Below are 13,389 nucleotides of genomic sequence, written 5' to 3'. Positions count from 1 at the left end.
TCGTTCACCTGGTCAGGAATGGCTTCGCCACACCTGGCTGAGGGCACCATTGCACGGGTGCAAGGTCACGGGCGTTCCGTTGTTGTAGGAAGTCAGGTCCATGCATAACGTGCGGCTGCTGTTCGGCGAGATTGTCCTGTCCCCCCAGAAGTGCCGCTTCTGGCTGGCGCCTTGGTGACACGGCTGTATGTGCACGACCGCACCGGTCGTGTAGGAGCGCAGGTCCAAGCAGTAACCGTTGTGGAGGCTGCGGATCGTCCCGTCTCCAGAGGTGAGGAACACTTGGCTCCTGGTAATCGCCAAGTTGCAGCGGTACAGCGACACCGGCGTGCCGGCCGCGTAGGAAGTCAGGTCCATGCAACCGTCACCGCTACCTGAGTTGATGAACAACTGAGCGTCCGACGCGAGTTGTGTCTCGGGATTCGCCGCCGCGGTGCCGATCAGGCCGGACATCGCGCTGAGGGCCACCGCGACGACGGCGGCACCCTTGGCCAGAAGTTTTCTCGCTCGTGAACTCGGCACGTTCTCGACCTCCCCAGGAGCGCGGCCCACCGCCGCGCCTCCAGAGGGTCGACCGCCTCGGCGAGGCGCGTCAAACCTCAGTTGATCGACTGAACACCGTTGCGGTACCGGGAAAATCAGGCCGAGTCGCGCACCACCAGCTCAGTCGGCAGGATCAGCGACGTAGGCTGCTCCCCGTTCAACAACCTGACCAACATCCGAGTCATCTCCCGCCCCAACGCCTCGATCGGCTGGCGCACGGTGGTCAACGCAGGCTGAGTGTGCTGCGCCGTGACGATGTCGTTGAACCCGACCACCGCAACGTCCTCCGGCACCCGCAGGCCCGCAGAACGCAGCACGGTCAACGCCCCGGTGGCCATGGCATCAGAGGCCACGAAGACCGCGTCCAGATCAGGATGGTCGTCCAACAACAACTTCATCCCAGCAGCACCACTGGGTTCGCTGAAATCGCCATGTGCCACCCGGTGATCGCTCAACCCCGCCAACACCACAGCTTCGCGGTACCCCATGTAACGCGACATACCGGCGTGGGTGTCCAACTCACCGGTGATCGTGGCGATGTTCTTGCGGCCCTTGACGATGAGGTGCTCCACAGCAGTGCGGGCACCACCCCGGTTGTCGGCGTCCACGTACCACTGCGGGGCTCGGTCGAGGGAGCGGCCGCCGTGCACCGCGGGCAGGCCGCTGTCCTCCGCCATCTTGGAGAGCGGGTCGTTCTCCTTCAACGCCAGCAGCATGATGCCGTCGGCGCCGCGCGACTGGATCACCTGGGCGAACCTGTCTCGACCGCGTTGGGAGGCGGCCAGCAGGAGCATGAGGTGCAGGTCGGTTTCTTCCAACGCCGCGTTGACGCCGGTGATGGCCTCGGCGAAGAAGAGATTCGCGAACAGGGCCGGGTCGTCGCTGGAGATGACCAGGACGACGACGCCTCGGCGTTGGGTGGCCAGGGAGCGGGCCGCCGTGTTCGGGACGTAGCCGAGGTCCGCGATGGCGCTCTGCACGGCCAGGCGGGACTTCTCGCTGACGTGGCGGGCGTTGTTGATGACGCGGGACACGGTGCCGGTGGAGACTCCCGCTCGTTGCGCCACTTCCTCCAGGGTGGGAGGTCTGGTCATCGTGGGGTCCCCCTGTGTGCGTCGGCGTACGGGCAGCGTAGCAACTCTGTAAGCGCTCACAGTCCGCCACGCCGGATCAGGGCCGCGTACCAGTGCGCGCTGTCCTTGAGCGTGCGGTCCAGGGTCTGGTAGTCGACGTGCACCAGGCCGAAGCGCTGGGCGTAGCCGTAGGACCACTCGAAGTTGTCCAGCAACGACCAGGCGAAGTAACCCCGCAGCCGGACGCCGCGCGACACGGCCGCCCAACACGCCCGGACGTGACCGTCGAGGTAGGCCACGCGATCCGCGTCCTGCACGCCGTCGAACGCGGCGCCGTTCTCGGTGACGTACAACGGGATCGCGGGGTAGTCGCGGTCGAGTCGCACCAGCAGGTCGAGCAGGCCGCGGGCGTCGATCTCCCAGCCGATCGACGTGCGGGCGCGGCCGCCGTCGAGGTGCGAGACGTGCTCGGAACCGACGTAGGCGGACGGGCCGGACGACGAACCGTGGCCGACGAGCATGGGGGAGTAGTAGTTGACGCCCAGGAAGTCGAGCGGCGCGGCGATGGTCTTGAGGTCTTCCTCCTGCACGAAGGAGAAGTCAGTCACCGGAGCGAGGTCGGCCACCACGTCGGCCGGGTACTCGGCGAGCAGCACGGGGTCGAGGAACAACCGGTTCTGCAGGCCGTCGATCCGTCGCGCCGCGTCGACGTCGGGAGCAGCACTCGTGCCCGGCGTGACGTGGGTGAGGTTGAGCGTGATGCCGACGGACGCGCCGGGCATGGCTCGTGCCGCGAGTCCGTGGCCCAGCAGCAGGTGGTGGGCGGCGCGGACGGACGCTGCGGGCTCCTGGCGGCCCGGCGCGTGCCTGCCGGTGGCGTAGCCGAGGAACGCCGAGCACCACGGCTCGTTCAACGTCGTCCAGTGTGTCACGCGGTCGCCCAGCGCCTCGTGCACGATCTGCGCGTACTCGGCGAACCGGAGCGCGGTGTCGCGTTCGGGCCAGCCGCCAAGATCCTCCAGCGGCTGGGGGAGGTCCCAGTGGTAGAGGGTGGGCCACGGCTGGATCTCGTTGTCCAGCAACGTGTCCACGAGACGGCGGTAGAAGTCGAGGCCGCGTTGCTCGACCGCGCCGGACCCGAGCGGCTGCACGCGCGGCCAGGCGATCGAGAACCGGTACGCGCCGAGCCCGAGCGAGCGCATGATCGCGACGTCCTCGGGATAGCGGTGGTAATGGTCGGCCGCCACGGCACCGGTGTCGCCGTTGTCGACCTTGCCCGGCGTCGCGCAGAAGGTGTCCCAAATGGACGGACCACGGCCGTCGACGTCAGCGGCACCTTCGATCTGGTAGCTGGAAGTCGCGGCGCCCCAGAGGAAATCCGGTACGAACGTGGTCATGCCTTGACCGCCCCCTCCATGATGCCGCCGATGATCTGACGGCCGAACGCGATGAACACCAGCAGCAGCGGCACGGTCGCGACCAGCGCTCCGGTGAACATGAGCGTGTAGTCGGTGTAGTAGGTCGTCGAGAGCTGCGAGAGCGAGAACTGCACGGTCGGGTTGTCCGCCTCCAGCACGGCCAACGGCCACAGGAACTCGTTCCACGTGCCCATGAACGTGGTCAGCGCGAGCACCGCGGCGCCAGGCCGCAACGCCGGCAGCACGATCGACCAGAAGATCCGGAACGTGCTGCACCCGTCGATCCGCGCGGCCTCGATCAGCTCGTCCGGCACGGCCTGCTCGGCGTACTGGCGCATCAGGAACACGCCGAACGCCGACACGAGCGCGGGCACGATGATTGCTTCCATCCGGTTCTGCCAACCCAGCTCGACCATGATCATGTACAGCGGGATGATGCCCATCTGCACGGGGATCATCATGGTGGCGAGGATGACGAGCAGCAGCCCGTTGCGGCCGCAGAACTTCAGCTTGGCGAACGCGAACCCGGCCAGCGACGAGAAGAACACCACCGACACGGTCACGACGGCCGACGTCAGCAGCGAGTTCCCCATGCCCAGCAGGAAGTTCGCGTCCTCGGCGGCGAAGAGCCTGCCGAGGTTGTCCCAGAGGTTCCCGCCGGGCGCGAGCGGGGGCGGCCAGTCGCCGACCACGTCGTTGGAGCGGGTCGCGACGACGAAGAGCCAGTACAGCGGGAACGCCGACAGCACGATGCCGAGGAGCAGCGTCGCGTAGAGCAGCGGCTGGGTCTTGCGCGTGATCAACGAGACCTCCGCGTGATCAGGAAGTTGACGGCCCCGAGCAGCGTGATCAGCAGGAAGATCATCCACGCGACGGCCGAGCCGTAGCCGTAGTCGAAGTCCCGGAACGCCTTCTCGAACATGTACATCGACACCGTCTGGAACTGGCGCAGGCTGCCGCCGGAGATCGCGAAGCTGCCCTGGCCGAAGATCAGCGGCTCGGTGAAGAGCTGCATGCCCGCGATGGTGGACATGACGACGGTGAAGACGATGGCGGGCCGGATGTTCGGGACGGTGATGCTCCAGAACTGCCGGATCTTGCCCGCACCGTCCACAGTGGCCGCCTCGTAGAGGTCGCGCGGGATCGCCTGCATGGCCGCGAGGTAGATCAACGAGTTGTAGCCCGTCCACCGCCAGTTGACCATGGTCGAGATCGCCGTCCAGGACGACCACTTGTCCGCGCGCCAGTCGACCGCGTCGACGTTCACGAGGCCCAGCAGGCCGTTCACCATGCCGGCGTCGCGGTCGAAGATCTGGCTGAACACGATGCCGACGGCCGCGACCGACGTGACGATCGGCAGCAGCACGCCCATCCGGAAGAACGTGACGGCGCGCAGGTGCTGGTTGAGCAGGCTCGCGAGCACCAACGCCATCAGCAGCTGCGGCACGGTGGCCAGCACGAGCATGCCGACCGTGTTGTAGACCGAGTTCCAGAAGTCGGGGTCCGCGAACAACGTGACGTAGTTGTCCAGCCCGACGAACGCGCCCGCGCCGGTGATGTCCCAGTCGTGCAACGACACCCAGGCCGTGTAGACCAGCGGGAACAGCCCGAACACCGCGAAGATCACGAAGAACGGCGCGATGAACAGGTAGGGCGACCACCGCACCTCGACGCGCGAGACGCGATCCCGCAGCCGTGGTCGTTCTGGGGGCGTGCGCCCGGCCGTCTTGCGAACGGCCGGGCGCGGCTTCAGGTCGACCATCACTTGGCCAGGCGCTTCGCGTCGTCGACGGCCTTGGCCCACGCCTCGTCGGGCTGGAGCTTGCCCTGCTCCACGGCGAGCAGCGCGTTGCCGACGCGGTCGCCGATGGCGTTGTTGTCGGGGCCGAGGTAGACCGGCTTCAACGCCTTCACGCTGTCGCCGAAGATCTTGCCGACGGGCGCGTCGTTGAAGTACGGGTTCTTGAAGTCCTGCACCACCGGGTCGTCGATGGCCTGCGGGGACGACGGGAAGTTGTTCTTCGCCTTGAACGCCGCGGTCTGGCCCTTCGCGCTGGTCAGAAACTTCGCCAGCTCGGCGGCCTCCTTCTGGTGCGTGCTCTGCGTCGGCACCGCGAGGAACGAGCCGCCGCGCACCGCGCCGTTGCCGGGCACGCGGGTGACGTCCCACTTGCCCTTGTTCTCCGGCCCGGCCTGCTTCTCGATCGTGCCGAGCATCCAGGAGGGGCAGGGGATCGTGGCGAACGTGCCGTTCTTGAAGCCCGCGTTCCACTGCGGACTCCACTGCTCGATGTTGGCCGAGAGTCCGGCCTTCACCATGTCGATCGAGGAGTTCCAGGTGGTCCTGACGGCCGTGTTCGAGTCGATGACCAGCTTGTTCGCGGCGTCGTAGTAGGTGTGGTCGCCGGACTGCATGAGCATGTTCAGGTAGACGCTGCCGGTCGAGTCGTAGAAGCCGATGTCGGGCTTCTTGGACTTGAACAGCTTGCCGGTCTCCAGGTGCTTCTCCCAGGTGGGCCAGAGCGCGCCGACCGCCTCCCGGTCGGTCGGCAGTCCGGCGGCCTCGAAGAGGTCCTTGCGGTAGCACATGCCCTGCGCGCCGACGTCCGTGCCGAGGCCGACGACTTTGCTGCCGTCCGAAGTGGACGCCTGCTGCCACTTCCACGGCAGGAAGTTCCCGGAGAGTTCCTTGGCGCCGTGGTCGAGCAGGTTCACGAACTGGTCGGGCTTCGCCATGAACTGCGAGAGGATGCCCTCCTCGATCGCCACGACGTCGCCCGCGCCCTTGCCGGTGGCGAGCCACTGCTGGAGCTTCGGCGTGTAGTCGCCGAGCTTGCCGATGTTCTCTTCCTTGATCTTGATGCCGGGGTGGCTCGCCTCGTACTCCTTGTAGAGCTCGTCGTAGCCGAACTGGCTGAACGTCTTCACGATCAGCGTGACGTCCCCCGACGCGGAGTCGGCGGCACCGCCACCACACGCGGACACGGCCACGAGCGAGCCGAGCAGAGTCGTGGCGAGCAGAGCGCGCCCTGGTCGAACACCCATCGAAGTACCTCCAGTCGGCGGATGGTCCGCAAGCGCTAACACCTGAAATTGGCTGCTTCACGGACCCCTGGAACACCGTTCAACTGCTGCGACGCTGCGGCTTCGGCCGGTGTGCGCCCAGCGGGATCGGGGGAGACTGTGAGCGCTTACAGGACTGTAACCACGAGTTCATCGGGATGGGAAGACCTCGCCCCGATCACATTTCGATGACGCGGGGTCGTTGACACCGCGAGTCGGGTGGGTGAACATTCGCTCCGACGCTGCGGTCGTGCCGGACGACCTTCGACTCCAGAAGAGGCTCCGGTATGTCCGTGAAAACCAGGCTGACAGCGGTCGGCCTTCCGCTGGTCCTGATAGGCGCGCTCGTGCCGTCCGCCCACGCCGCGGAGGCTTACGAGCGCGTGCTCAACGGCACGTTCGACTCGGTCAAGACCCCGTGGTGGAGCAGCGGAATCGCTCCGTCCACAGTGGCCGACGGCAAGCTGTGCGCGCAGATCCCCGGCGGCACGGCGAACCCGTGGACGGCGATGATCGGCCAGAACGACGTCCCGCTCGAAGCCGGCCAGCCCTACACGCTGCGCTTCACCGCCTCCGCCACGAAGAACGTCACGGTCAGGGCCGCGGTCGCGCTCGCCTCTCCGCCGAACACCACCGTGCTGAACAAGCCGGCGGCGCTCACCAGCACCCCCAAGACGTTCGAGTTCACCGGAACGTCCACAGTGGCCACCCGCACCGGCGGCCAGGTCGCGATCCAGGCCGGTGGCGCGTCCGCCGAGCCCTACACGCTGTGCATCGACGACGTGTCGCTGACCGGCGGCATCGTCGCGCCGGGTGGTGGCTGGGACTACGGCTCGCCGGTGCGCACCAACCAGTACGCGTACCCGACGGCGGGCAGCAAGCGCGCCTCGATCGTCAGCAGCTCCACGACCCCGCTCGACTGGCAGCTCAAAGACGCTGCGGGCAAGGTCGTCCAGACGGGAAGGACGCAGGTCAAGGGCAAGGACGCGATGACGCGCGACGACGTGCACATCGCCGACTTCTCGTCCTACCGCAAGGCTGGAAGCGGTTACAGCATGACTGTCGGAACCGACAGCAGCTACCCGTTCGACATCACCGACAAGCCCTATGACCAGCTACGACGTGACTCGCTGGCGTACTTCTACCACAACCGCAGCGGCACCCCGATCGAGGCGAAGTACGTCGGTGACGCCTACGCGCGGCCGGCAGGTCACGTCGGCGCCGCTCCCAACCAGGGCGACATCTCCGTGCCGTGCCTGCCGGGGGAGTGCGACTACACCCTGGACGTGAGCGGCGGCTGGTACGACGCCGGTGACCACGGCAAGTACGTCGTGAACGGCGCGCTCGCCGCGTGGCAGCTGATGGACACCTACGAGCGTTCGCTCTACACGTTCGACATCGAGGGCATCCGCGACGGCCTGCTCAGCATCCCCGAGCAGGACAACCGGCGGCCCGACGTGCTCGACGAGGCGCGCTGGGAGGTGGAGTTCCTGCTCAAGATGCAGGTCCCGGCCGGGAAGCCGCTCGCGGGCATGGCCCACCACAAGATCCACGACCTGGCCTGGACCGGCCACCCGATGCTGCCGAGCAACGACCCGCAGCCGCGCTACCTGCACGCCCCGTCCACCGCCGCCACCCTGAACCTCGCCGCCGCCGGTGCCCAGTGCGCCCGCGTCTTCAAGATCTGGGACCGCGCCTTCTCCGACCGGTGCCTCGCCGCGGCCGAGACCGCGTGGAAGGCCGCGCTGGCCAACCCCGCGAAGTACGCGCCGGACGAGGACAGCGTCGGCGGCGGTGCCTACGACGACACGAACGTCACCGACGAGTTCTCCTGGGCGGGCGCGGAGCTCTACGCGACGACCGGCAAGCGCGAGTACCTGAACAAGGTCACCACGAAGCTGACCTCGGCAGGGTTCTCCTGGAAGGACACCGGCGGCCTGGCCGACCTCACGATCATGAGGCTGCCGCTGAAGTTCCCGCTCGACCGCGTGATCACGGCCCGCGCGCGGCTGATCAACGTCGCCGACGGCCACCTGCGTGACCTGAAGTCGCAGGGCTACCCCAATCCCTCCAAGCCGGCCGACGGCCAGTACGCCTGGGGTTCGACCAGCGCCACGCTCACCGCGTCGATGATCATGGCGATGGCCTACGACACCACGCTCAACCGCAAGTACAGCGACGGCGTGCTCGAGTCGATGGACTACCTGCTCGGCCGCAACGGCCTGAACCAGTCGTTCGTCAGCGGCTACGGCGAGCAGGCCAGCAAGAACCAGCACCACCGGCACTGGGCGCACTCGGTCAACGCCGCCTACCCGAACCCGCCCGCCGGATCGCTCGCGGGCGGCCCGAACTCGGGCCTGCAGGACCCGGTCGCGCAGCAGAACCTGCCCGGCTGCGCCCCGGCGAAGTGCTACATCGACGAGCTGGGGTCCTGGTCGACCAACGAGGTCGCGATCAACTGGAACTCCGCGCTCGCCTGGGTGGCGGCGTTCGCCGACACCCGCTGAGAACTCCCGCCGCCTCCCCGCCCGCACACCGTCGTGCGGGCGGGGACCCGCGGCGGGTGAGAGGAAAGGTCCCCGTCCGAGAGGAGATCCACAGTGCGGTGGATTGTCCGTTCCACGGTCGCCGTCTGCGCGGTCTTGCTGCTGTCACCCGCAACCCCTGCCACAGCAGCCAGTCCGATCAGCCTGACCAGCGGCTGGTACGTCAACCCGGGTTCGGCTCCGGCCACCTGGGTGCAGAACAACCCGAACGACTCGCGGCGCACCCAGATCCAGAACTCGATCAGCTCCAAGCCGATCGCGCGCTGGTTCGGCAACGACACGAACATCGCCTCGACCGTCGCCAACTACACCGGCGCCGCCGACGGCCAGGACAAACTCCCCGTCCTGGTCGCCTACAACATCCCCAACAGGGACGCGTGCGGCGGCCACTCCGGCGGCGGCGCGGGCAGCGCGGGCGCGTACCGGACCTGGATCGCGAGCTTCGCGGCCGGGATCGGCACCAAACCCGCGGTCGTGATCATCGAACCGGACGCGCTCGCCGCGTACGGCTGCCTGACCCAGGCGCAACGCGACGAGATGGCCGGGCTGCTCAAGTACGCCACCGAGCAGTTCAAAGCCAAGGCGCCCAACACCTACGCCTACCTCGACGCGGGCAACGCCGGCTGGGGCACCCCGTCGACGATCGCGTACCGGCTGAACGAGGCCGGCGTGGCCAACATCCGCGGGTTCGCCGTCAACGTGTCCAACTACTACACGACCAGCCAGTCGATCACTTATGCCAACCAGGTCAACAGCTTCCTGCCGGCGGCGAAGCCGTTCGTGGTCGACACCAGCCGCAACGCCAACGGGCGCAACTCCGACCCGAACGGCTGGTGCAACCCGGCAGGCGCCAAGCTCGGGGTGACCGCCCAGACGGGCGGCGGCGCCGAGATGTTGTTGTGGGTCAAGACACCTGGCGTGTCGGACGGTCCGTGCGGGATCGCGCCGTCCACCCCGGCCGGCACGTTCAACCCGGACCTGGCCGTCCGGCTGATCAACGGGACGTGATCCGCGCGTAGGTCGCGACGATCACACCCTTGGTGGTCGTGACACTGCTGGTCAGCTCGAACTCGGTCACCGGCGCGCTCCCGTCGAACAGGCGCGCGCCGGTGCCGAGCGTCAGCGGGTGGATCACCAGTGTGTACCGGTCGATCAACCCGGCCGCGTGCAACGACCGCACCAGCGCCGCGCTACCGATGATCGACAGGTCCTCGTCGAGCGCGGCCACGTCGTCAACCGACCGCAGCAGCACGGAGTTCTCCCACGCCGCCGCGTCCTCCAAGCTCGACGACACCACGTACTTGCGGGCGGCGTTCATGTGCGTGCTGAACGGGTTGCCGTCCGTCGCCCCCGCCCACACCCCGATGAAGTCCTCCCACGTGCGGCGCCCGAACAGCATCGCCCCGCTCTGCACCATGCCCTTGCCCATTTCGGCGGCCAGCACGTCGTCGCTGTACGCCCCACCCCAGCCGCCGTGGGTGAACCCGCCGCGGGTGTCCTCGTCCGGGCGGCCGAAACCCTGCACCACACCGTCGAGCGTCATGAACATCGTTGCCGAGATTGAACGCATCACCGCACCCCTTAGGAAGTCGAAGTCACCCTCTACACGAACGGCGAGACGCGGTTTCGACACCTAGAAAGAAAACTTTCCGACCCGCCACTGCCAGTGGTGACCGGCCTCGAGGTGGTCGAGGACCGCGCGCTGCAACGACGTGCGGCGGGGCAGCCGGTCGAGCGGTGTGGTCAGGGTCCGGAACACGAACCGCAGCACCTCGACGTCGGCGTCGATCCCTTCCAACTCCTCGTGGGGCTCCAGCTCGAACCTCCGCTGGAACCGGATGATGTTGGAGTCGGCGGGCAGGTGGTCGAGGAGTTGCGGGTCCAGCAGCCACGACCCGCAGGAGAACGCCGTGTAGTGCTCGTCCGGGAAGTGGAGCGGGAAGAACGCGCGGGCCGCGTCGAGCGAGATGTCGACCTCCTCAGGTGCCAACGGTCCTTCGTCCGGCACGTGCAACGAGATCGCGGTGGCACCGCGCTGGTGCTGCAACCGGCCGAGCTGGTAGACACCGCCGCGCACGTGCAGCGTCAGCCAGCTCTGCATGACCGGCCAGCCCTCACCACCCATGCGCCGATCGATCGCGAGGTTGCGGCCCAGGTCCGCGAGGGTCCTCCCCGAATCGGAGTCGGCGATGCCGCGTTCGCGGTGATAGCCGCGCACGACGCCGACCAGCGCAAGGTAGACGTACACGTAGAAGTACCGCCACGCCGGACCGCGTTCGCGGGGCAGCTCCGGGCCTGGCGGCAACCACTCGAAGCCGCCGAGGTCGGCGCGGACCAGCGCGATCGACCGGTCCAGCAACCAGTCCAGCTCCGGTGTCCACAGTGGAGAACCGGGCCAGCCCGCCAGGATCTCGGCGGCGTCATCCGCAGGCACCCCGAGCCGTTCGAGCAGCGCGGGTGCCTCGGCGAAGGCGGGCAGGGGAGCGGACGGCCGGTCGCCGGCGAGGTCGTGCACGCGGTCCAGTTCCTCGAAGGGAACACCGAGCAGGGTGGCGGTCTCCTTCAGCTCCACGGCACGACCTTACCGACGCGCGCTAGAAAGCGTCCTCCGTGAAGTCGCTCGGCAGATCGTCGTCGTAGTCACCGCGCGACGGCCTGGCCCGTTGCTGCCCGGCCGCCACGATCTCGTCGAGGTTCTGCCCCTCCTTGATCCCGGTGTACGCGCGCTTCAACGACGGCATGCTGGTCTGCATCGCCCGCTGCACGTCGGGGTCGCGCACGGCCCGGCCGGACGCGATGTCCTGCCAGGACAACGCACCCGAGTCGACCTTGCGCTGGAGGTCCTTCAACGCGTTGGGCGCGTCCTTCGACTTCGCGAACTTCTCGATCTCCGCGATGTCGGCGGGGGAGAGGTCAGCACCGCGGCTCTGCACCCGCGACGCCTCCAGCGCGACCTTCTCGAGTTGCGCGCCGCGTGCGTCGAGATCCTGTTGCCACGCCTGCAACTGCTGCCGGGCGCTGTCGTAGGGGAACGTCATTCCGCACCGCCCGAAGCGGGTTTGTCGGCCCAGCGTTCTTCTTTCGCGGTCTCGTTGAACTTGCTGCGCGCCTTGTAGCCGCTCTTGGCCACGCCCCACGCGCCGCTGCCCGCCGCGGACGCGCCGTCGCTGAACTTCTCCCTGCCGTCCTGCCACGCGTCGACCACGTCGAAGAAGTCGTTGACGTCGCGGACGTCCGGGATGCGCGCGAGGGCGGTGCCCATCAGCTTGATGCCGTTGATCATGCCTTTGACGCCCTCGATCAGCGTCTGCATCGACTGGATGAGCTTGCGCACCTGGTCGACGATGTTGACCACGTCGTAGACCATCCACACGGCCCGGCCCCAGCCGACGAGCGGGATCCACGCCGTCATCGCGGCCTTCATCAGCTTGTCGCAGATCTTGTCGAGCAACGTCAGCGCGAGCTTCGCGGCCGAACGGCACGAACTCGCCATGTTCTTGAAGCGGTCGCCGATGAACTTCGCGATCTGCGAGTCCCACTCGATCGCGGTGGTCCACGTGCGGCGCATGCGGTTCTCGAAGCTCTGCGCCGCGCCGCCGTCCCAGTGCGGCGAGAGCTCCTCGATGCCGTTGTTCACGTTGTGCCGCACGTTGTCGAGCGCCTTGGCGATGCGGTCCCACGCGGCGGCGTTCGCGTCGATCTTCTCGAAGTCGCCCGCCAGCGGCATGACCAGGTCGCGCACCAGGTCGTCGCCGGTCACCTGCTGGTAGATCCAGTTGACGCCCTGGATCTTCCACCCGGCGGCCTCGATCAGCTCCTTGACCGTCTGCCGTCCGGGCCGGTCCTCTGGCGCGGCGCGCAACGCGACGTTCGGGTCCTCGACGTCCTGGTACCCGTTGCAGACTCCGGCGCTCATCCGCCCAGCCCCAGGAACCGGCCCAGCCACGACGGGGCCTCCATCTGCCCGGTCGCCGAGTCGATCAGGCAGACACCGACCTCGTCCGCCTTCTCGTAGGCGTGGGCGGCCTTGACCAGCGACTCGGCGTCCTGGCCCATCTTCTCGTTCGCCGCCGTCAGCGTCTCGCCGTAGAGCTGCGCGACCCCGATCACGACGGGATCGAGCAGGGACAGCAGCCCGGTGAACCCGGACGTGTCCCCGCCCTTCTCGATCGCGTGCTCCCGGATCGTCAGGAAGTGCTCTGCCTGACGATCGAGCAGCCCGCTGTACCCACGGAGCTCATCCGGCTCGACGTGGAACTTCTCTCCCATAACCGGAGAAGTCGCCCACGCTCGCCCGGCGATACATAGGAATTCCTGATGGCTTGGCTCAGCCCTGCGCCCGCAGCATCGGCGCCATGTCGAACACGCTGATCACGTGGCTGATCTTGCCGTCGGTCACGGTCAGGTACTCGGTGCCGTGCACGTTCTGCACGAACGGCAGGTCGATGGAGTACACGGTCACCGCACGGGCGTCGCGCGCGAGCACGTCGAGCACCTCGCCCCTGGTGAGCCTGCCGACGAACGGCGCCAGGAACTGCCGGTAGCCCTCGATCCCTTCGATGCGCCCCGTGGGTGCTTCGCACACGACGTCGTCGGCCACGAAGCCCAACGCCGTCTCGGCGTCGCCGCTCGTCCAGGCCTGCACGTACTGCTCAGCGATCATCTGCGCGGTCATGACTCGGTGATCCCTCTCGTTCGATCCGATGTGGACCTGAGTCTTGCGCTACTTATATGACATCCCCTGTC

Annotated in this window: 14 protein-coding genes; 2 read left to right on the top strand and 12 right to left on the bottom strand. The window is 67.6% G+C overall.

Annotated features, from left to right (window positions below):
- Positions 1-12 precede the first annotated feature (12 nt).
- The 6 genes from JNUCC0626_RS11320 to JNUCC0626_RS11295 all read right to left on the bottom strand — a co-directional run bounded on the left by JNUCC0626_RS11320 (position 13) and on the right by JNUCC0626_RS11295 (position 6,079).
- Positions 13-552, bottom strand: coding sequence for an RICIN domain-containing protein (locus JNUCC0626_RS11320; RefSeq protein WP_394619657.1), 540 nt, complete (start codon positions 550-552; stop codon positions 13-15).
- 86 nt (positions 553-638) lie between these two features.
- A complete protein-coding gene (locus JNUCC0626_RS11315) occupies positions 639-1,637 on the bottom strand; it encodes a LacI family DNA-binding transcriptional regulator (RefSeq protein ID WP_394619656.1) in 999 nt (332 codons plus the stop codon).
- Positions 1,638-1,693: 56 nt separating this feature from the next.
- Positions 1,694-3,013, bottom strand: coding sequence for a GH1 family beta-glucosidase (locus JNUCC0626_RS11310; protein ID WP_394619655.1), 1,320 nt, complete (start codon positions 3,011-3,013; stop codon positions 1,694-1,696).
- Positions 3,010-3,837, bottom strand: coding sequence for a carbohydrate ABC transporter permease (locus tag JNUCC0626_RS11305; protein WP_394619654.1), 828 nt, complete (start codon positions 3,835-3,837; stop codon positions 3,010-3,012). Before JNUCC0626_RS11305 ends, JNUCC0626_RS11310 begins: the two co-directional genes overlap by 4 nt.
- Complete coding sequence (locus JNUCC0626_RS11300; protein WP_394622015.1) at positions 3,834-4,796, bottom strand: carbohydrate ABC transporter permease; 963 nt, start codon at positions 4,794-4,796, stop codon at positions 3,834-3,836. Before JNUCC0626_RS11300 ends, JNUCC0626_RS11305 begins: the two co-directional genes overlap by 4 nt.
- On the bottom strand, positions 4,796-6,079 hold the full coding sequence (locus tag JNUCC0626_RS11295; RefSeq protein ID WP_394619653.1) for an extracellular solute-binding protein: 1,284 nt from the start codon (positions 6,077-6,079) through the stop codon (positions 4,796-4,798). The genes JNUCC0626_RS11300 and JNUCC0626_RS11295 overlap by 1 nt, the downstream gene beginning before the upstream one ends.
- Positions 6,080-6,384: 305 nt before the next feature.
- On the opposite strand from JNUCC0626_RS11295, the gene JNUCC0626_RS11290 reads away from it, so the two are divergent.
- Together JNUCC0626_RS11290 and JNUCC0626_RS11285 are read left to right on the top strand one after the other, a co-directional pair.
- Entirely contained in the window at positions 6,385-8,604 is a 2,220-nt protein-coding gene (locus JNUCC0626_RS11290) for a glycoside hydrolase family 9 protein (protein WP_394619652.1), read from the top strand.
- A gap of 93 nt (positions 8,605-8,697) precedes the next feature.
- Positions 8,698-9,651 carry a glycoside hydrolase family 6 protein gene (locus JNUCC0626_RS11285; protein WP_394619651.1) on the top strand — a complete coding sequence of 318 codons (954 nt, stop codon included), beginning with the start codon at positions 8,698-8,700 and terminating at the stop codon, positions 9,649-9,651.
- Here the strand turns inward: JNUCC0626_RS11285 and JNUCC0626_RS11280 are convergent.
- The 6 genes from JNUCC0626_RS11280 to JNUCC0626_RS11255 form a co-directional block, all read right to left on the bottom strand.
- Positions 9,638-10,213, bottom strand: coding sequence for a dihydrofolate reductase family protein (locus tag JNUCC0626_RS11280; RefSeq protein WP_394619650.1), 576 nt, complete (start codon positions 10,211-10,213; stop codon positions 9,638-9,640). The genes JNUCC0626_RS11285 and JNUCC0626_RS11280 overlap by 14 nt on opposite strands.
- A 63-nt stretch (positions 10,214-10,276) precedes the next feature.
- On the bottom strand, positions 10,277-11,215 hold the full coding sequence (locus JNUCC0626_RS11275) for an acyltransferase domain-containing protein (RefSeq protein WP_394619649.1): 939 nt from the start codon (positions 11,213-11,215) through the stop codon (positions 10,277-10,279).
- A gap of 22 nt (positions 11,216-11,237) precedes the next feature.
- Complete coding sequence (locus JNUCC0626_RS11270; protein WP_394619648.1) at positions 11,238-11,681, bottom strand: hypothetical protein; 444 nt, start codon at positions 11,679-11,681, stop codon at positions 11,238-11,240.
- Positions 11,678-12,559, bottom strand: a complete 882-nt coding sequence (locus tag JNUCC0626_RS11265) for a WXG100 family type VII secretion target (protein ID WP_394619647.1) — start codon at positions 12,557-12,559, stop codon at positions 11,678-11,680. Before JNUCC0626_RS11265 ends, JNUCC0626_RS11270 begins: the two co-directional genes overlap by 4 nt.
- A complete protein-coding gene (locus JNUCC0626_RS11260) occupies positions 12,556-12,912 on the bottom strand; it encodes a hypothetical protein (RefSeq protein WP_394619646.1) in 357 nt (118 codons plus the stop codon). Before JNUCC0626_RS11260 ends, JNUCC0626_RS11265 begins: the two co-directional genes overlap by 4 nt.
- A 58-nt stretch (positions 12,913-12,970) precedes the next feature.
- Entirely contained in the window at positions 12,971-13,318 is a 348-nt protein-coding gene (locus JNUCC0626_RS11255) for a nuclear transport factor 2 family protein (protein ID WP_394619645.1), read from the bottom strand.
- Between the last annotated feature and the right edge of the window lie 71 nt (positions 13,319-13,389).

This window comes from Lentzea sp. JNUCC 0626 (assembly GCF_043632865.1).
In the GTDB taxonomy this organism is placed as follows: domain Bacteria; phylum Actinomycetota; class Actinomycetes; order Mycobacteriales; family Pseudonocardiaceae; genus Lentzea.
This window is presented reverse-complemented; position numbering and strand designations above follow the sequence as displayed.

What these genes read in the sequence shown, in the direction of transcription:
- JNUCC0626_RS11315 (WP_394619656.1), bottom strand. Translation starts at nt 1,637, where the DNA reads ATGACCAGACCTCCCACCCTGGAGGAAGTGGCGCAACGAGCGGGAGTC.
- JNUCC0626_RS11310 (WP_394619655.1), bottom strand. Translation starts at nt 3,013, where the DNA reads ATGACCACGTTCGTACCGGATTTCCTCTGGGGCGCCGCGACTTCCAGC.
- JNUCC0626_RS11300 (WP_394622015.1), bottom strand. Translation starts at nt 4,796, where the DNA reads ATGGTCGACCTGAAGCCGCGCCCGGCCGTTCGCAAGACGGCCGGGCGC.
- JNUCC0626_RS11295 (WP_394619653.1), bottom strand. Translation starts at nt 6,079, where the DNA reads ATGGGTGTTCGACCAGGGCGCGCTCTGCTCGCCACGACTCTGCTCGGC.
- JNUCC0626_RS11290 (WP_394619652.1), top strand. Translation starts at nt 6,385, where the DNA reads ATGTCCGTGAAAACCAGGCTGACAGCGGTCGGCCTTCCGCTGGTCCTG.
- JNUCC0626_RS11280 (WP_394619650.1), bottom strand. Translation starts at nt 10,213, where the DNA reads ATGCGTTCAATCTCGGCAACGATGTTCATGACGCTCGACGGTGTGGTG.
- JNUCC0626_RS11270 (WP_394619648.1), bottom strand. Translation starts at nt 11,681, where the DNA reads ATGACGTTCCCCTACGACAGCGCCCGGCAGCAGTTGCAGGCGTGGCAA.
- JNUCC0626_RS11265 (WP_394619647.1), bottom strand. Translation starts at nt 12,559, where the DNA reads ATGAGCGCCGGAGTCTGCAACGGGTACCAGGACGTCGAGGACCCGAAC.
- JNUCC0626_RS11260 (WP_394619646.1), bottom strand. Translation starts at nt 12,912, where the DNA reads ATGGGAGAGAAGTTCCACGTCGAGCCGGATGAGCTCCGTGGGTACAGC.
- JNUCC0626_RS11255 (WP_394619645.1), bottom strand. Translation starts at nt 13,318, where the DNA reads ATGACCGCGCAGATGATCGCTGAGCAGTACGTGCAGGCCTGGACGAGC.